Below are 17,417 nucleotides of genomic sequence, written 5' to 3'. Positions count from 1 at the left end.
ATGAACCGCACCTCTATCCTGCTGCTGACCCTCGGTCCGCTGCTGGTGCCCGGTGGTGTTGCGCATGGCACCAGCAGCGGTTTCATACAGGCGCGGCTGGTAATCAGCGCGGCTTGCCAGGTCAGCAGCAACGCGACGCAACCAACGGTGGTGGGCAAACCGGGGGTGCTGGACTTCGGTGAGCGCGCTCCGCACTGGGACCAGCCGCTGCGCAGCCGGGTCGATGACATGAGCGGCGAGGGCAGCCTGCAGATCAGTTGCACGCCCGAGGTGCGGGCGATCAACGTGCGCATCAACGGCGGCCTGAATGGCAGTGACGGTATACGGCGCCTGAGTAACGGCCGCGAGCTGATCCCTTACCAGCTGGCGATCGACCCGGGCGGTAACAGCCGTTACGGCATCGGCCAGGCGCGTGCCTTCACCATCAGCAGTACCCGGCAGATACCGATCCCCATCTACGGTGTGGTAGTGGCGCAACCGCGCGCGCTACCGGCCGGGCTGTACCGTGACACCCTCAGGGTGACCCTGGACTGGTAACGACGCAAGGAGACTTCGATGCGAATGAACCTCTCACGCTGCATCCTCGCCGGCCTGGGCCTGGCGCTGGCTTCCCAGGCCCAGGCCGCCACGACCGGGACCATCGACTCGAAGCTGACCTTGACCGCGGCATGCCAGGTCAATGGCAGCTCTGGCACCTCGGGGGTGAGCTTTGGTGTCCTGGACTTCGGCACCAAGGATGCCCTGTTCACTTCTGCCGATGCCGAGGTAATTGGCGGCGGCGGAGGGGCGATGAGCATTCTCTGTTCGGCCGGCACGGTACCGGTGATCCGCGTGGGCGCAGGTTCCCACGACGGCCAGTCGGCCGGGGGCAGCCGTGCACTGGCCGATGGCGTCGGCAACTTCGTGCCGTACGATTTCTACACCGATGCCGGGCGCACACAGCTGTTGGCGATCAACGGCACCATCACCTTGCCGACCAGCAGCGGTGTGGCCCAGATCGTCAACCTGTATGGCCAGGCGCGCGGCAAGGCCGGCCTGCCGGCGGGGGTGTACACCGATACGGTGTCCGTCGAGCTGTCGTTCTGAACCATGCGCAACTGGCTGGCGGTTGGCCTGGGCAGCCTCGGCGTGCTGCTGGCCGCGCCGCTGGATGCGGCGACCAGCAGCAGCTTCCTGGTGTCGGCGCAGATCGTCGCCGGGTGCCTGGTGGTTGGCGGCGCGAGCAGCTACGGGACGCTTGACTACGGCACGCGATCGGCGCTGGCCACCGGGAGTATCGGCACCTCGCTGGGCGGTACCACGGTGACCTTTCAATGCACTCCAGGGGTCGCCGTGAGCATGAGTGTGGATGGCGGGCAGAACAGTGCCAGCGGCATGCGCAACCTCAAGCGAACGGGCGGCACGCAGATGCTGGCCTACCAGTTGTACCGGGACGCGGCCTATAGCCAGAGCCTGGGGATCGGGCAGAGCGTGGCCGTGAGCTACACCGACCCGACGGCGATCAAACTGCCGGTGTACGGACGGGTCCAGCTGAGCGGCACGCTGCCGGCAGGGACCTACACCGATGTAGTACAGGTGACCGTGACCTGGTGAATACGTCGGCACCAACGACCAGTATCCAAGGAGAGCTTCATGGGGGCAGGCGCGAAGTGGGCGCGTGGATTGATCGGCGCATTGTGGCTGGCGAGTCTGCCGGCCGGGGCCGCCACCTCGGTGCTGATCTGGCCGATCGACCCGGTGCTGGAGGCTGACCAGAAGGCCGGCGCACTCTGGCTGGAAAACCGCGGCAGCGCACCGGCCAACTTGCAGGTGCGGGTGTTTGCCTGGCGCCAGGGTGACTACCAGGAACAGTATCAGGCGCAGCGCGAGATCATCGGCAGCCCGCCGGTGGCCAGCATCGCCCCCGGGCAGAAGCAACTGATCCGCCTGACCCGCACTGGCCCCTCGCCAGTCGGCCAGGAGCAGGCCTACCGCATCATCATCGACGAAATCCCGCCCGCCATCCCCGTCGACAAGGCCGAGCCCGGCACCACCGCGGCGATCCGCCTGCAGATGCGCTACTCGGTCCCGCTGTTCGTCTATGGCGAAGGTCTTTGGGGCAAGGCCGACCCGGCGGGCAAGCGCAATGCCGAGGGCGTCGGCAAGCCGCAACTCAGTTGGCGCGCGGTGACCGTGCAGGGCAAGCCCTATGTGGAACTGCGTAACACCGGCCCGGTGCATGCTCGCCTGACCGATGTGGTGGTGCAGCAGGGCAGCCAGAGCGCGCCACTGGCCGAGGGCCTGCTGGGCTATGTGCTGCCAGGGGCCAGCATGCGCTGGCCGGCACCGCTGGCAGCCAGTGCCGGCAGTGTGCTGAAGGGGAGGGTGAACGGCCAGAGCAGCGCGGACCCCATCCGCCAAAGCCAATGAGCGTGCGCCTGAATGCCCCGCTGCGGCCAGGGAGGACCTGGCAATGGTCGCAAACCATGTGGGTGGTGGCTGACGGCGACTACCCACCGCTGCTGCCTGGGGGTGGCCCTGTTCGGCTCTGGCCTGGCGCTGGCCAACGACCTGCCGCCACCGCCCACGGAGCTGTCGGTCATCGCCGACGCAACGCTGTACCTCGAACTGCTGGTGAATCAGATGCCCAAGGCTGAACTGGTACCGGTGCAGCAGCGCGCCGGGCAGTTGTACCTGGACAGCGAGGTGCTGCGCGGGGCCGGTATCTCGCTGCCGGGCAACCCCCAGGGCGAGGTGGCGCTGGAGGCCATCGCGGGGTTGCGCGCCGACTACGACAGCCAGAACCAGCGCCTGCTGCTGCAAGTGCCCCCGGCCTGGCTGCCCGATCAGCAGCTGGGCGGGCGCAATCTGTACCCGGCCAGCGATGCGCGCAGCAGTTTCGGCGCGTTGTTCAACTACGACCTGTACCTCAACGACACCGATGACGGCGGCAGCTATCTGGCGGCCTGGAACGAACTGCGGCTGTTCCACAGCTGGGGTACGTTCTCCAGCACCGGTCAGTGGCGCCAGTCGTTCGAGGGGGCGCCGGCCAACGACACGCGCCAGGGCTTCTTGCGTTACGACACCACTTGGCGCTTCACCGACGAGCAGCGCCTGCTGACCTACGAAGCCGGTGACCTGGTCACCGGCGCCTTGCCCTGGACCAGCTCGGTGCGGGTCGGCGGCGTGCAGTTATCGCGCGATTTCGCCGTGCGCCCCGATCTGGTCACCTACCCGTTGCCGGCGTTCTCTGGTGAAGCAGCGGTACCGACCTCGCTGGACCTGTTCATCAATGGCTACAAGTCCAGCACCACCGAGTTGCAGCCGGGCCCTTACACATTGACCAACGTGCCGTTCATCAACGGCGCCGGGGAAGCAGTGGTGGTTACCACCGATGCCCTTGGCCGGCAGGTGTCGACCACTTTGCCGTTCTACGTCACCAGCAGCCTGCTGCAGCAGGGCCTGACGGATTATTCGGTGGCGGCCGGTAGCCTGCGTCGTGACTACGGAGTGCGCGATTTTGCCTATGGCCCCGGGGTTGCCTCGGCCAGCCTGCGCTACGGGGTCAGCGACTTGTTCACCCTGGAGACCCATGCCGAAAGCGCTGGCTCGCTGATGCTGGGCGGCCTGGGCGGCAACATGCGGCTGGGCAACTTCGGCGTGCTCAACGCGGCCCTGGCGCAGAGCCGGCTCGACGGCGACAAGGGTCACCAGGTTGCCCTCGGTTACCAGTACAACAGCCAGCGCGTCGGCTTCAGCTATCAGCGCCTGCAACGCTACGGCGACTACGCCGACCTGACCCGGGTCGATAGCCAGGACATGCAGCTGAGCCAGCGCAGCGAACAGGTCACCTTGAGCCTGAACCTGAACGAGTACGGCAACATCGGCGCCGGCTATTTCGACGTGCGCGCCGGTGACGGCACACGTACCCGGCTGATCAACCTGAGTTACAGCAGGCCGCTGTGGGGCAACAGCAGCGTGTACCTGTCGGCCAACCGTGAAGTGGGGGACAGCCAGTGGGCGGTGCAGGCGCAACTGGTGATCCCGTTCGACCTGCACGGCACCCTGGCCTTGGGCATGGAGCGTAGCCAGCAAGGCGAAACACTACAGCGGGTCAACTACAGCCGTGCCACGCCGGTGGGCGGTGGTGTCGGCTACAACCTGGGCTACGCCGCCGGTAGCGAGCGCGACGCCTACCGCCAGGCCGATGTCACCTGGCGCCTGCAGTCGGTGCAGTTGCAGGCTGGTATGTATGGCAGCAGTGGCGAGATGACCCGCTGGGCCGACGCCAGTGGCTCGCTGGTGTGGATGGATGCCGGGCTGTTCGCGGCCAACCGTATCGATGATGCCTTCGTGGTGGTCAGCACCGGGGGCTACGCCGATGTGCCGGTGCGCTATGAAAACCAGGAGGTCGGCCGCACCGATGCCAACGGTCACCTGCTGGTGCCGTACGGCAGCGGTTACTACCGCGGCAAGTACGAGATCGACCCCATGGACCTGCCACCGGACATCCTCGCGCCGGAAGTGGAACAGCGGGTGGCGGTGCGTCGGGGCAGCGGCTACCTGCTGGAATTCCCGCTCAGGCGTGTGCTGGCGGCCAGCGTCGAACTGGTCGACGCTGACCGGCAGGTGCTCAAGCTGGGCAGCCGCGTCACCCATGCTGAAAGTGGCGGCCAGGCGGTGGTCGGTTGGGATGGCCTGGTGTATCTGGAGAACCTGGCGGCGCATAACCGCCTGCAGGTGGAGCTGGAAGGGGGCGGGCATTGCCAGGTGGCGTTCGACCTGCCCGAAGCGCAAGGCTCGATCCCCTTGATCGGCCCGTTGGTGTGCAAATGACGGCCTGCTGGCGCGGGTTGTGGGCGGGGTTGCTGTTACTGCCGGCAGCTTCGGCGTGGGCGCTGTGCTCGTCGGTTGCGACGTCGCCGGCAGCGTTCGGCAGCCTCAGCTCGAGACAGGTCCTGAATACGGTACAAAGCACCTCGACGCTGAACTCGGGGTTGCAGTGCAGTGGCTCGCTGCTCACCCTGCTCAGTAGCGATGATCACTTCTATGCCACCATCCTGCCCGCGTCGGGCGGGCTGGTCGGCCCGACGGGTGACGTGATCCCCTACACCCTGTATGCCGACAACAGCACCAACTATCCGCTGACCCGTGGTCAGCCCTACGACTTCGCCCGCAACAATATCATCGACCTGCTGGGGTTGCTCGGCAGCTCCACGCCCAAGACTGTGCCGATCTACATGCGCACCCAGACTGGCAGCAACGTCGCCGCAGGGCTGTACCAGGAGACCCTGACCGTGGCCTGGAGCTGGAACTACTGTGCGGGGATTGGCCTCGGCGGGCTTTGCGTGGGGCGTGACATCAACTCGGGTAGCCAGAGCTTGTACGTGAGCCTGGTGGTGACCAACGACTGCCAGATCTCCACACCCAGCATCAGCTTCGCCAGTGCGCCGGTGGTGGCAGGCTTCGGCACGGTGAACCAGAGCCTGAGTGTATCGTGCACCAAGGGCAGCAATTACACCGTGGGCCTGGATGACGGCCAGAACGCAGCCAATGGGCGACGGCGGATGAAGTCGGCGGCCAACAACTACCTGGCCTATGACATTTTCAAGAGCGCCGGGGCGGTGCGGTGGGGTTCGACAGGGGCTGCGCGACGGGCCAGTGCCGATGCCGATGTGAACCCCGGCACGGGTACCGGTACCGGTAGCCAGGTGTTCAACTACAACGCCAAGGTCTACACCGACCAGGCTACACCGCCGGCAGCGACCTATACCGATAGCGTGATTCTGGATGTGCAGTTCTGAGTGCAGGGACCTTGTGGGAGCGGCGGACCGCGTAACCTGTGGGAGCGGCTTTAGCCGCGAAGAATCCAACGCGGTGCATGGCACCGGCTACGCCGGTGTTCGCGGCTAAAGCCGCTCCCACAGGGTCCCTGCTAATGCCATGAGTCATGTGCAGTCCTGTGAGAGTCGGCTTGCCGGCGATGGGCCGTTTCAGTCAACGCAAATCGCCAACCATCTTCGCCAATGTCTCCAGTACCGCCCCGGCCAGTGCCTTCGAGCGCGCTCCCGACCAGCCGGTGACGGCATCCGGCGCGTCGTCATGGTCCTTGAACGGCATTTCCAGGGTCAGTGACAGGCAATCATGGGCCATCCCCACCGCATTGCAGGCCAGCGTCGTGTTGGCTTGCCCCGGCTCGTCGCGGGTGTAGCCATGCACGGTCTGGAAGTCGCGGGTCAGGCTGCACAGGGTGCTGCGGAACTGCTCCTCCAGTTTGGCCAGCCGCGGCGTGTAGCCCGGGTTGCCCTCGCAGGCTGCGGTGAACACATGGGGAATCTCCTCGTCCCCATGCACGTCGATGAACGCATCCACGCCGTATTGCTTCATCTGCGCCTGAGCGAAGAACACCTCGGGGCTGAACTCGACGCTGGCGTCCTGCCAGGCACGGTTGAGGTCCTTGCCCTTGAAGTTGGTGCGCAGGTGGCCGAGGAAGGCACCGTCGGGGTTCATGTTGGGAATCAGGTACAGGTCGGCCTTTGCCAGCAATTGCCGGATCACCGCGTCATTGGCCTGCAGGCGGTCGATCACGCCTTCCATGAACCACTCGGCCATGTGTTCGCCCGGGTGTTGCTGGGCAATCAGCCACAGCTTGCGCTTGCCAGCGGCACCGTCACCGGCACGCAGCAGGGGAATGTCGCGGCCCTGTACGCTGCGGCCACTGGCTAGCAACTCGACCCCCGGCAGCTGCTGTGCACGTTCGATCAGCTGGTTGTGGCGCGCGCGCGGGTAGGGCTCGAAGTAGGCGAACCAGATGTGTGGCTGTTCGGCCTTGACCTCGAAGGACAGCGCCGTGCCATCGAACTGGCTGGGGACGCGGAACCAGGTCTGCTGGTCGTAGGAGGCCACGGCGTTGTAGCCGCTCCAGGCGTTCTTGTAGGAGGAGCCGGAGGCATTGTCGAGGCTGAAACGATGGACCTGGCCCGGCGTCAGCCCGCTGACCTTGAAGTGGAACCACTGGTAGTGGCCGCTGTGGGTGTCCGGGCGGATGGCCAGGTGCACCCTGGCCGGGTTGCTGGCATCCAGCACCTGGATGTTGCCGGAATCGAAATCGCAGTCGATCTGCAGGGGGGACAGCGTCACGCTCATGTGCCTGGCTCCTTCTGGGGGCTTTGTTGTGAAGGGTACTGTACACGGCTTGGCAGGGTTGCTGCGCGAGATCAGGCGACGCGGGGGGATCTTGTATGTTTCCTGCAGGCTATTTGAAGAACTGACTCGGCGTGATGCCGAACTGGCGCTTGAACATGCTGGCGAAGGCGCTAGGGCTGTCATACCCCAGCGTCCCCGCCACATCGATGATCCGCTCGCCCGTGGCGATCCGCTCCAATGCCTGCATCAGCCGCGCCTGTTGGCGCCACTGGCCGAAGGTCATGCCGGTTTCCTTGCGAAACAGGCGCTGGATGGTCTTTTCGTCCACCCCCAGCTGCTGGCCCCAGTCGGCCACAGTGGCTTTATCGTCAGGTCGCTCGTGCAATGCCGAACAGATCGCCTGCAGGCGCTTGTCACCGGGCTGCGACAGCTTCAGCGGCAAGGTCGGCAGCACGCAGATCTCATCGAGGATCAGGCGCATCACTCGGGCTTCCCGCGAGTCGTCGGCAAACGGTGCGCTAAAGCCTACGGAGGCCTTGATCAGTTCGCTGAGCAGCGGCGAGATGCTGATGGCCTTGCTTTGCAGTGGCAGCTGCACTGCCGCGTCGCTGCGCACGAACACGCTGCGCATCTTTACATCGCCCACGCAGCGGATCGCGTGCACCTGGCCGCAGGGCATCCAGACGCCGCGGCTGGGGGGCACGGTCCAGCGTTCGTTGCCGGACTCGACGATCATCAGGCCTTTGATGGCATAGATCAGTTGATGCTTGGCATGGCTGTGAGGCTCGATGAACCAGTCGCTCGGGTAGTCCGTCGCACGGCTGCCCACTTCCCAGGTCCACTGATCGACCTCCACCAGCAATTCACGCTGCGGCTTCAGCATTTTGCCCCCCTTGTACTGGCAGCCCGGCACGCCCACTTTAGCAGCAGCGGCTGGGGCGGGCATGCGAGCGGGTCGCCGGCAGCAGCGCGGTGGCCAGCCCCAGCAGCGGCAAGAACGAGATAACCTGGTAAACCCACTCGATGCCATGCCGGTCGGCCAGCTCGCCGAGCCCGGCGGCGCCGATGCCGCTGATCCCGAACATCAACCCGAACATCACCCCCGACACCATGCCGACCCGGCCCGGCACGGCTTCCTGGGCATACACCACCAGGGCGGCGAAAGCCGAGGACATCACCAGGCCGATGGTCACCGCCAGTACCGCCGTCCAGGCCAGGTTGGCATAGGGCAGGGCGAGGGCGAAGGGCGCCACGCCGAGGAACGAGACCCAGATCACCGCCTTGCGCCCGATACGGTCACCCACCGGGCCACCGGCGAAGGTGCCCAGCGCCACTGCCGCAAGGAACACGAACAGGTACAACTGGCTGCTCTGCACGCTCAGGCCGAAATGCTCGATCAGGTAGAAGGTGAAGTAGTTGGTAAACGAGGCGATGTAGACGAACTTGGCGAACATCAGCACGGCGATAACCGCCACGGCGCGCCACATGGCACCGTGCGACAGGCCCGGGGCCTGTTGGCCGGCGAAGGTCTTGAGCCGGGTCTGGCCATGGCGCACGGTCCAGCCGGTCACCCGCAGCAGCACGAAGACCGCCAGCGCGGCTGCCAGCATGAACCAGGCAATGGCCGCCTGGCCGTGGGGAATGACGATGGCAGCGGTCAGCAGCGGGCCGAGGGCCGAGCCGGTATTGCCACCGACCTGGAAGGTCGATTGCGCAGTGCCGAAGCGCCCGCCGGAGGCCATCCTGGCCACTCGCGAGGCTTCGGGGTGGAAGGTCGCCGAGCCCACGCCGACCACCGCGGCGGCTACCAGCAGCATTTCATAGCTGCTGGCGAAGGCGAGCAGGGCGATGCCCACCAGCGTTACCAGCATGCCAGCCGGCAGCAGGTAGGGTTGCGGGTGCTTGTCGGTGTACAGGCCGACCCAGGGTTGCAGCAGGGAGGCGGTCACCTGGTAGACCAGGGCGATCCAGCCGATCTGGGCAAAGCTCAGCGCGAAATCGCTCTTGAGCATAGGGTAGATAGCCGGCAACACGGCCTGGATCAGGTCGTTGAGCAGGTGGGCGAATGCGGCCGCGCCGACGATGCTGACCAGAAAACCCTGGGGTTGGTCGGCAGACGTGGTGGCGGCCATGGAGGCGGTGGAGGTCGTCATGGGCGATCTTCTTCTGGCGAAAGGGAACAAGGCATTTGCCGAAGAAGGGTAGCCAGTGCCCGGTTTGCCTGTCTCACGCCGAACAGGCAGCCACTGTCGCGTTTCGGACATCCATCGAGGCTGGCTTTATCGGGGCTGCTTTGCAGCCCTTCGCGGGCACGCCTGCTCCCACCGGAACCGGGTATTTCGTGAGCTGAACCCGACACCTGTGGGAGCGGGCCAGGCGCCCGCCGCAGGGCTGATCAGAGCCCCAGTTCGCTGAGCCCGGGGTGATCATCCGGGCGCCGGCCCAACGGCCAGCGGAACTTGCGCTCGGCTTCGCTGATAGGGTGCTCGTTGATGCTCGAATGACGGTTCTGCATCAGCCCGTCGTCGGCAAACTCCCAGTTTTCGTTGCCATGGGCGCGGTACCACTGGCCGCTGTCATCGTGGTACTCGTAGACATAGCGCACGGCAATGCGGTTGCCGGTGAAGGCCCACAGTTCCTTGATCAGGCGGTACTCCAGTTCATGGTTCCATTTGCGCGTCAGAAACGCCTCGACCTCGGCACGGCCTCGCGGGAACTCGACGCGGTTGCGCCAGACGGTGTCGAGGGTATAGGCAAGCGCGACCTTGGCCGGGTCGCGGCTGTTCCAGCCATCCTCGGCCAGGCGGACCTTTTCGATGGCGCTTTCGCGGGTGAAGGGTGGCAGGGGTGGGCGGGACATCGGCATTCTCCTCAGTTCGATTGGCTTGTAGGAGAGTAGTAGCCGCTGGCTGAACAGAGAATGGGTGTGCCTGGCACATCATAATTGCAGTGCGTGGAACAATGCCGAAGTGCCACGCCCGGCGCGGTCCCCGTGCAGGAGCGCGATCAGGCCATATCGGCTGCGGATTTCCCGGCAGCCTTTCTACGCCCGCCCAGCCACACCAGCAGCAGCCCGGCAGCCGCCAGCATGCCACCTGCCATCGGCACTGCCGCATAGCCCAGGTCCAGGCTGATCACCGCACCTCCCAGCGCCGCGCCCACGGCATTGCCCAGGTTGAACGCGCCGACGTTGATAGACGACGCCAGCCCCGGTGCTTCGATGGCGGCGATCATCACCCGCATCTGCAGCGGCGGTACCACGGCGAAGGTGAACATGCCCCATACCAGCAAGGCGATGGCGGCGCCGATATGGCTGCCCAGCACCAGCGGCATCAGCAGCATGATCACCGCCAGAGCCGCGAGGAAGATCCGCGCTGCACCTTCCAGCGACCAGTCGGCCAGGCGGCCACCCAGGCTGTTGCCCAGGGTGAAGCCCACACCAATCAGTACCAGGCCGAGGGTGACGAAGCTGTCAGAGGCGCCTGTCAGTTCGGCCAGTACCGGTGCCACGTAGGTGTACAAGGTGAACATGGCACCGGCGCCGAGCACGGTGGTGGCCATTGCCAGCAGCACGCTGGGGCGGGCGATGACCGCCAGTTCCTTGCGCACGTGCGGCACGCTGCCGCGTTCACCCTTGGGCAGGGCATACCACAGTGCCGCCATGGCCAACAGGCCCAGCAACGCGGTGCCGGCAAAGGCCATGCGCCAGCCGACCTGCTGGCCGATCCAGGTGGCGGCCGGCACGCCGCCGATGTTGGCGATGGTCAGGCCCATGAACATGGTGGCCACGGCGCTGGCCTGTTTCTCCTTGGGCACCACGCTGGCGGCCACCACCGCGCCAAGGCCGAAGAATGCGCCGTGGTTGAGGCTGGTGACCAGGCGCGAGGCAAGCAGGGTGTAGTAGTCCGGCGACAGCGACGACAGCAGGTTACCGAGGGTGAAGATGGCCATCAGCGCCATCAGTGCGGCGCGCTTGCCGAAACGGCTGAACAGCAGAGTCATGATCGGCGCGCCGACCATCACACCAATGGCGTAGGCGGTAATCAGCATGCCGGCGCTGGGGATGCTGACGTCGACACCTTGGGCGATCACCGGCAGCAGGCCCATCGGAGTGAACTCGGTGGTGCCGATGCCGAAGGCACCGATGGCCAGTGCAAACAGGACGCGCCCGGCTTTCGTTGTGCATGCTCCTGTCATGGGGCGGCCTCCGTCAGTTGGGCTTTTGTCTCATGGAATTGTGGCAATACGTATTCGGCGATTTCGCGCAGGGTTTCGTCCAGGGGCCGCACGTTACGCCGCAGGTGCAGGCCAATATGGTCGACGCCCGCCGCTCGCAGGGCGCCCAGCTCGGCCGCCAGCGCCTTGCGGCCGCCGCGGAAACCGAAGCGCCAGCGTTGCAGCGGTTCGTCGGGGTTGTCCGCCAGGTCCAGGTGGATAAAGCTGCTGTAGGGTTTGTCGCCCGCCACCGCACGCCAGGCGGCGACCCGGTGTCGGTGGTCCTCCGGTGTGCCGGGGTAGGCCAGGCAGCCGTCCAGGTTGCTGCCGATCCATGCCGGGCTCTGCTGAGCCAGGCCGGCTACCAGCAACGGTAGCGGCGAGACGGTGCCAGGTAATACGGCCAACCCTTCGGGCAGGTGGCCATTGGCACCATCACGCAGCAGCGCGACCTGTTGGCGGAATGCGTTGCCGCGCCCCTCGAAATCCCGACCGAACAGCGGGTATTCCACCGGCCGGTCACCACTGGCCACGCCCAGCAGCAGGCGATTGCCGCTGAGGCGCTGCACGCTGTTGGCCGACTTCAGGGTCAGCAGTGGTTCGCGAATCGGCAGCACCACGGCAGCCGTGCCGAGCAGGATGTCGCGAGTTATCCCGGCCAGGTAGCCGAGGTAGGCAAACACCTCGAACACCTGGGCGGCGTCGCCGAACGACGGGTCGTACAGCGGCACATCGCGGACCCACAGCGCGCGGTAGCCCAGGCGGTCGGCCAGTTGTGCCAGTTCTGCGTGGCGGGCCAGGTCCGGCTCGCCGAACTGGCGGCCGTCGCGGCGCCGCGCCTGATCGCCGGCGGGCGTCCAGTCATGGTCCAGCGGCGCTTCCAGGCCGATACTGAAGCCGCCAGCGGTCAAGCGTTCGAGGGGCGTGGTCATGGCTTCAATCCCAGAGTGGCGCCAGGCCGTCAGGGCTGACTTCGCGGCCATTGCGCTCGAGCCTGGCGATGCGTGCCATGTCATCGGCGTCTAGCTTGAGGTCACGGGCGAGCAAGTTGCTGGCCAGGTTTTCGCGTTTGGTCGACGACGGGATCACCGCGTAGCCCAGCTGCAGGGCCCAGGCCAGGGCAACCTGGGCCACGGTGGCCTTGTGCTTGGCGGCGATGTCGGCCAGTACCGGGTCTTTCAGCACCTTGCCGTAGGCCAGGGTCATGTATGAGGTGACGGTGATGCCTTGCTCCTTGAGGAACGCAGTCAACTTGGCGTTCTGCAGGTACGGGCTGAGTTCGATCTGGTTGGTGGCGATTTCGCCTTTGCCGACCACTTCGATGGCCTGGCGGGTCAGGTCGATGTTGAAATTGGATACACCGATCTGGCGGGTCAAACCCAGCTTCTTGGCTTCGGCCAGGGCGGCCATGTATTCGGGCAGCTCAACGCCGTTGCCTGGGGCTGGCCAGTGGATCAGCAGCAGGTCGACGTAGTCGGTGCGCAGTTTCTGCAGGCTGTCGCGCAGGCTGGGGATCAGCTTGGCGGCGGCGTAGTTTTCGACCCAGATCTTGGTGGTGATGAACAGCTCGTTGCGCGGTACGCCGCTTTCGGCGATGGCCTGGCCGACGTCGGCTTCGTTCTGGTAGATCTGTGCGGTGTCGATGACCCGGTAGCCCAGCTCCAGGGCCGACTTGACCGAATCGATGACGGCCTGGCCGGTGAGGCGGAAGGTGCCGAGGCCGAAGGATGGAATGCTCATGGATCTGCTCCTGGTGAGTGAGGGGTGAGCCGAATAGAGCCTGGTCGCTCGGGTTCGATCGCTCTTCGTGTGGGCAGCAGTGTGCGGGTTTGAGGGGGATTGATTAAGGTGGGGTGGGGCCAAGGTCATTTGATTCACAGTCAAGAATCGGCGGGCAAGTCGTGACTGTGCTGCTGGAATATCGGTTTCGCCCTGTGCCGGCCTCTTCGCGGGCTTGCCCGCTCCCACAGGAATGCCACTGTCCTGGAAGCCTGAGGTGTACCTGTGGGAGCGGGCAAGCCCGCGAAGAGGCCGGGTCGGGAAACGAAACAGCCCGCCATATAGGCGGGCTGTCTGGCATTGCAAGATGACGATCAGCGGCGGCGGAACAGCGGCAGCGGCTCGTCGGTGGCGGCCTGGTAGGTCACCGAGAAGTCCTTCAGGCTTTGCAGCGCGTCTTCCGGGTCCTTGTCGGCACGGATGGCGAACGCATCGAAGCCGCAACGGGCCATGAAGAACAGCTGGTCGCGCAGCACGTCGCCAATGGCGCGCAGCTCGCCCTTGAACTTGTAGCGGTCACGCAGCAGGCGCGCATTGGAGTAGTTGCGCCCGTCGGTGAAGGCCGGAAAGTTCAGCGCGATGACCTGGAAGTGATGCACGTCCTCGCCGATTTCTTCCGCCTGCTCGTCGCTGTCCAGCCACACGCCCAGGCCGCCATCGCGGGCCTTGAGCACATGGGCATGGTCGCGCCACATCTGCAGCGGAACGATGTAGTCGTCGCAGTTGGTCAGCTCGTCAAAGGACGTTTCCTTGGGCAGCAGGTGCCAGGTTTCGTCGACGATCTGGTTGTTCTTAATGATTCGCTGCATAGACGCGTTCCTTGAAGGGGTCGATGCCGATACGCTGGTAGGTGTCGATGAAACGCTCTTCCTCGGTACGTTGCTCAACGTACACGGCGATCAGCTTCTCGATCACATCGGCCATGTCGTCCTGGGCGAAGGACGGGCCAAGGATCTTGCCCAGGCTCGCGCCACGTGCGGCATTGCCGCCCAGCGACACCTGGTAGAACTCTTCGCCCTTCTTGTCCACGCCGAGGATACCGATGTGGCCCACGTGGTGGTGGCCGCAGGCGTTCATGCAGCCGGAGATGTTCAGGTCGATTTCGCCGATGTCGAACAGGTAATCCAGGTCGTCGAAGCGGCGCTGGATGGATTCGGCGATCGGGATCGACTTGGCGTTGGCCAGCGAGCAGTAATCACCACCCGGGCAGCAGATGATGTCGGTCAACAGGCCGATGTTCGGGGTGGCGAAGCCGCTTTCGCGCAATTCCAGCCACAGCGCGTGCAGCTGGCGCTGCTCGACGTCGGCGAGGATGATGTTCTGCTCGTGTGAGGTACGCAGGAAGCCGAAGCTGTAGCGTTCGGCCAGGTCGGCCACGGCGTCCAGCTGCTTGTCGGTGAGGTCGCCCGGGGCAACGCCGGTGGGCTTCAGCGACAGGGTCACGGCCACGTAGCCAGGGCGCTTGTGGGCGCGAGTGTTGCGCGAGCGCCAGCGGGCGAAACCTGGGTACTCGGCGTCCTGGGCGGCGTAGTCGACGTTGTCCAGGGGCAGGTAGGCCGGGTCGACGAAGTGGCGCGATACACGCTGCACTTCGGCTTCGGTCAGGGTGGTGCTGCCGCCACGCAGGTGGACCATTTCGGCCTCGACCTTCTCGGCGAACACTTCCGGGGTAAGGGCCTTGACCAAGATCTTGATCCGCGCCTTGTACTTGTTGTCACGGCGACCGTAACGGTTGTACACGCGCAGGATGGCGTCGAGGTAGCTGATCAGGTCCTGCCATGGCAGGAACTCGTTGATGAACGAGCCCACCACCGGGGTACGGCCCAGGCCGCCACCGACCAGCACACGGAAGCCCAGTTCGCCAGCGGCATTGCGCACTGGCTCCAGGCCGATGTCGTGCACTTCGATGGCGGCGCGGTCTTCCTGCGAGCCGTTGATGGCGATCTTGAACTTGCGCGGCAGGTAGGCGAATTCCGGGTGGAAGGTGGTCCACTGACGGACGATTTCGCACCACGGGCGCGGGTCGACGATTTCGTCTGCGGCCACACCGGCGAACTGGTCGGTGGTGGTGTTGCGCAGGCAGTTGCCGCTGGTCTGGATCGCATGCATCTGCACGGTGGCCAGTTCGGCGAGAATGTCCGGGATGTCTTCCAGTGCCGGCCAGTTGAATTGCACGTTCTGGCGGGTGGAGATGTGGGCGTAGCCCTTGTCGTAGTCGCGGGCGATCTTGGCCAGGGTGCGGACCTGGGTGGCGTTGAGCTGGCCGTACGGCACGGCGACACGCAGCATCGGTGCGAAACGTTGGATATAAAGGCCGTTCTGCAGGCGCAGAGGGCGGAATTCTTCTTCGCTCAGCTCACCGGCCAGATAGCGGCGGGTCTGATCACGGAACTGCTTGACGCGGTCCTCGATGATCCGCTGATCGTACTCGTCGTATACGTACATAAAAGTCCTGTCTCAGGCATGCAGCTATTCGCGCGCACGGCCGCGCACTCCGCTTCGGAGCCGAGGAACGATAGCAGGTTGTGTTTATGCGCTAAAGTGATGTTTTTGCATATGAAAAGAACCATTTGGACTATGTGAGACTGACTGCCATTTGTGCGCTGGGCGTGGCCCGGCGTTTATAATCCTTTGTTTGCTTCGCAGGGATGTCAGCCCATGCTCAAGGCGTTGTGCCATAGCTTGTGTCTTGCCTTGCCACTGGCGGCAAGCGCGCAGCCGGCTTCGGTGGTTTTCATCAATCCGGGGCTGTCCACCGAGACGTTCTGGACCAGTTACACCCGCTTCATGCAGGCCGCCGCGGATGAGCTGGGCATGAGCCTGCGCGTGGAATACAGCGAGCGCCGCGCCGACCTGGCACTGACCCACGCCAGGTCGATCCTGAGCGGGCCGCAGCGGCCGGATTACCTGGTGCTGGTCAACGAGCAATACGTGGCACCGGAGATCATCCGCCTGTCGCGTGGCAGCGGGGTCAAGCTGTTTCTGGTCAACAACGGCCTTACTGCCAGCCAGGCCCGCAGCATCGAGGCCCAGCCCGACAAGTATGCCGAGCTGTTGGGCACCTTGACGGCCAACGACGAGCAGGCGGGTTTCCAGATGCTGCACCAGATGGTCGCGCAGTTGCCCCGCGACAGCGGGCCGGTGGACCTGGTGGCCTTCGCCGGGGTCAAGACCACGCCGGCCTCGCAGCTGCGCGAGGCAGGCATGCGCCGCGCCCTGGCCGATTTCCCCCAGGTGCGTCTGCGTCAAATGGTGTATGGCGGCTGGAGCCGCCAGCGCGCCTATGAGCAGGCGCAGCAGCTGCTGGAGCGCTACCCGGCCACTCGCCTGGTGTGGTCGGCCAATGACGAGATGGCCTTTGGTGCCATGCAGGCGTTCGAGGAGGCCGGGCGCAAGCCGGGGCGTGATGTGCTGTTCAGCGCCATCAACAGCTCGCCGGATGCCCTGCGGGCACGTATCGAGGGGCGCCTGAGCGTGCTGATGGGCGGGCATTTCACGCTTGGCGGTTGGGCCATGGTGATGCTGCACGATGACGCCCTGGGGCTGGCGGTGAACCGCGACGGCCTGCGCGAGCATCGCATGCCGGTGTTGCAGCTGATCGACCAGGACAGGGCAAAGCGTTGGCTGAAACTGCTGGAGCGGGCCGACTATGGCGTCGATTTCCAGCAGTACAGCGCTGAAGGGCGGCCGCCTGGCTATCAGTACCCCTTTCTGACGTCACCGATCAATTATTGAAAGACCCTGCTTGAGGGAAGGGCATTGCTCGTCTTAACTGCTTTGGGTGATGTGCATTCCCATAACCACTACAAGAGGCAATGCAATGGGAAACTCAACCAAGGTCCGCAAAGCTGACAGCAGCGTCGATGCCTGGGCGATCCTCTGCCTGATCGTTCTGGTGGTGGTCACTGCCGTTTATTGGGTCAGCCACCAGTAGACTTGTTTTCAAGACCATGAAGCAGCCAGAGCGCCTGCCGGAGGGAATCCCGCAGGCGTTTTTGCTTTGCCGGCACCGCTAGCGGGCAAGGTGCAGGGCCAACTGCACCAGGCCGATCAGCACGGCAATGAACACCAGGGTGAACAGCGTCCCCAGCGCAATGAAATGGCTGGCCTTGCCGTGGGTGAAGTCGCGGGCGCGGTTCTTGCCGCTTTGAACGCCGAAGGCGGCAGCGAGGATGCTTTGCAGCATCTGCCAGAAGGTAGGGGGCTTGCCCTGGCTGGAATCGTCCATGGTGGCTCCTGAAAAAAATCAGAGGCAATCAGGGACAGTGTAGGCAATGAGGTTGGCTTTGCCGGCCTCT

The 17,417-nt window shown here is 64.9% G+C and carries 17 protein-coding genes; 7 read left to right on the top strand and 10 right to left on the bottom strand.

Features of this window, described 5'->3' with window-relative positions; genetic code table 11:
- From CAF70_RS10290 to CAF70_RS10265, 6 genes are read left to right on the top strand one after another with little or no spacing between them, the layout of a single operon-like run.
- Window positions 1-537 (top strand): spore coat U domain-containing protein, encoded by a 537-nt coding sequence (locus tag CAF70_RS10290; protein ID WP_085624626.1) that lies wholly within the window; start codon window positions 1-3, stop codon window positions 535-537.
- Between the two features lie 18 nt (window positions 538-555).
- A complete protein-coding gene (locus CAF70_RS10285) occupies window positions 556-1,086 on the top strand; it encodes a spore coat U domain-containing protein (RefSeq protein WP_085624624.1) in 531 nt (176 codons plus the stop codon).
- A gap of 3 nt (window positions 1,087-1,089) precedes the next feature.
- Complete coding sequence (locus CAF70_RS10280; protein ID WP_085624622.1) at window positions 1,090-1,593, top strand: spore coat U domain-containing protein; 504 nt, start codon at window positions 1,090-1,092, stop codon at window positions 1,591-1,593.
- Between the two features lie 39 nt (window positions 1,594-1,632).
- Window positions 1,633-2,409 (top strand): molecular chaperone, encoded by a 777-nt coding sequence (locus tag CAF70_RS10275; RefSeq protein ID WP_085624619.1) that lies wholly within the window; start codon window positions 1,633-1,635, stop codon window positions 2,407-2,409.
- Between the two features lie 12 nt (window positions 2,410-2,421).
- Window positions 2,422-4,815 (top strand): fimbria/pilus outer membrane usher protein, encoded by a 2,394-nt coding sequence (locus CAF70_RS10270; RefSeq protein WP_256573282.1) that lies wholly within the window; start codon window positions 2,422-2,424, stop codon window positions 4,813-4,815.
- On the top strand, window positions 4,812-5,783 hold the full coding sequence (locus tag CAF70_RS10265) for a spore coat U domain-containing protein (protein WP_085624617.1): 972 nt from the start codon (window positions 4,812-4,814) through the stop codon (window positions 5,781-5,783). Before CAF70_RS10270 ends, CAF70_RS10265 begins: the two co-directional genes overlap by 4 nt.
- A 193-nt stretch (window positions 5,784-5,976) precedes the next feature.
- Here the strand turns inward: CAF70_RS10265 and CAF70_RS10260 are convergent, their stop codons facing one another.
- From CAF70_RS10260 to CAF70_RS10220, 9 genes are all read right to left on the bottom strand, one after another.
- Window positions 5,977-7,125, bottom strand: a complete 1,149-nt coding sequence (locus CAF70_RS10260) for a M14-type cytosolic carboxypeptidase (protein ID WP_085624615.1) — start codon at window positions 7,123-7,125, stop codon at window positions 5,977-5,979.
- 109 nt (window positions 7,126-7,234) lie between these two features.
- Window positions 7,235-8,008 (bottom strand): helix-turn-helix domain-containing protein, encoded by a 774-nt coding sequence (locus CAF70_RS10255; protein WP_085624613.1) that lies wholly within the window; start codon window positions 8,006-8,008, stop codon window positions 7,235-7,237.
- Window positions 8,009-8,045: 37 nt separating this feature from the next.
- Window positions 8,046-9,278, bottom strand: a complete 1,233-nt coding sequence (locus CAF70_RS10250; RefSeq protein ID WP_085624611.1) for an MFS transporter — start codon at window positions 9,276-9,278, stop codon at window positions 8,046-8,048.
- Between the two features lie 242 nt (window positions 9,279-9,520).
- A complete protein-coding gene (locus CAF70_RS10245; protein ID WP_085624609.1) occupies window positions 9,521-9,985 on the bottom strand; it encodes a nuclear transport factor 2 family protein in 465 nt (154 codons plus the stop codon).
- A 146-nt stretch (window positions 9,986-10,131) separates the two neighbouring features.
- The gene (locus tag CAF70_RS10240; RefSeq protein WP_085624607.1) at window positions 10,132-11,322 is read right to left on the bottom strand and encodes an MFS transporter; all 1,191 of its coding nucleotides are present in this window, start codon (window positions 11,320-11,322) and stop codon (window positions 10,132-10,134) included.
- Window positions 11,319-12,272: a TIGR03571 family LLM class oxidoreductase gene (locus CAF70_RS10235; RefSeq protein ID WP_085624605.1), complete on the bottom strand. Its 954-nt coding sequence runs from the start codon at window positions 12,270-12,272 to the stop codon at window positions 11,319-11,321. Before CAF70_RS10235 ends, CAF70_RS10240 begins: the two co-directional genes overlap by 4 nt.
- A 4-nt stretch (window positions 12,273-12,276) precedes the next feature.
- On the bottom strand, window positions 12,277-13,080 hold the full coding sequence (gene dkgB / locus CAF70_RS10230) for a 2,5-didehydrogluconate reductase DkgB (protein ID WP_085624603.1): 804 nt from the start codon (window positions 13,078-13,080) through the stop codon (window positions 12,277-12,279).
- A 353-nt stretch (window positions 13,081-13,433) separates the two neighbouring features.
- Window positions 13,434-13,928, bottom strand: a complete 495-nt coding sequence (locus tag CAF70_RS10225) for a DUF934 domain-containing protein (RefSeq protein WP_063914061.1) — start codon at window positions 13,926-13,928, stop codon at window positions 13,434-13,436.
- Window positions 13,912-15,564, bottom strand: coding sequence for a nitrite/sulfite reductase (locus tag CAF70_RS10220; RefSeq protein WP_085624601.1), 1,653 nt, complete (start codon window positions 15,562-15,564; stop codon window positions 13,912-13,914). Before CAF70_RS10220 ends, CAF70_RS10225 begins: the two co-directional genes overlap by 17 nt.
- 213 nt (window positions 15,565-15,777) lie before the next feature.
- Here CAF70_RS10220 and CAF70_RS10215 point away from each other — a divergent pair, with 213 nt between their 5' ends.
- On the top strand, window positions 15,778-16,854 hold the full coding sequence (locus CAF70_RS10215) for an ABC transporter substrate-binding protein (protein ID WP_085624599.1): 1,077 nt from the start codon (window positions 15,778-15,780) through the stop codon (window positions 16,852-16,854).
- A 277-nt stretch (window positions 16,855-17,131) separates the two neighbouring features.
- Here the strand turns inward: CAF70_RS10215 and CAF70_RS10210 are convergent, their stop codons facing one another.
- Window positions 17,132-17,347 (bottom strand): DUF2970 domain-containing protein, encoded by a 216-nt coding sequence (locus CAF70_RS10210; RefSeq protein WP_085624597.1) that lies wholly within the window; start codon window positions 17,345-17,347, stop codon window positions 17,132-17,134.
- Window positions 17,348-17,417: the final 70 nt, after the last annotated feature.

The sequence above is a fragment of the Pseudomonas sp. B19(2017) genome (assembly GCF_002113165.1).
Classification (GTDB): Bacteria; Pseudomonadota; Gammaproteobacteria; order Pseudomonadales; family Pseudomonadaceae; genus Aquipseudomonas.
This window is presented reverse-complemented; position numbering and strand designations above follow the sequence as displayed.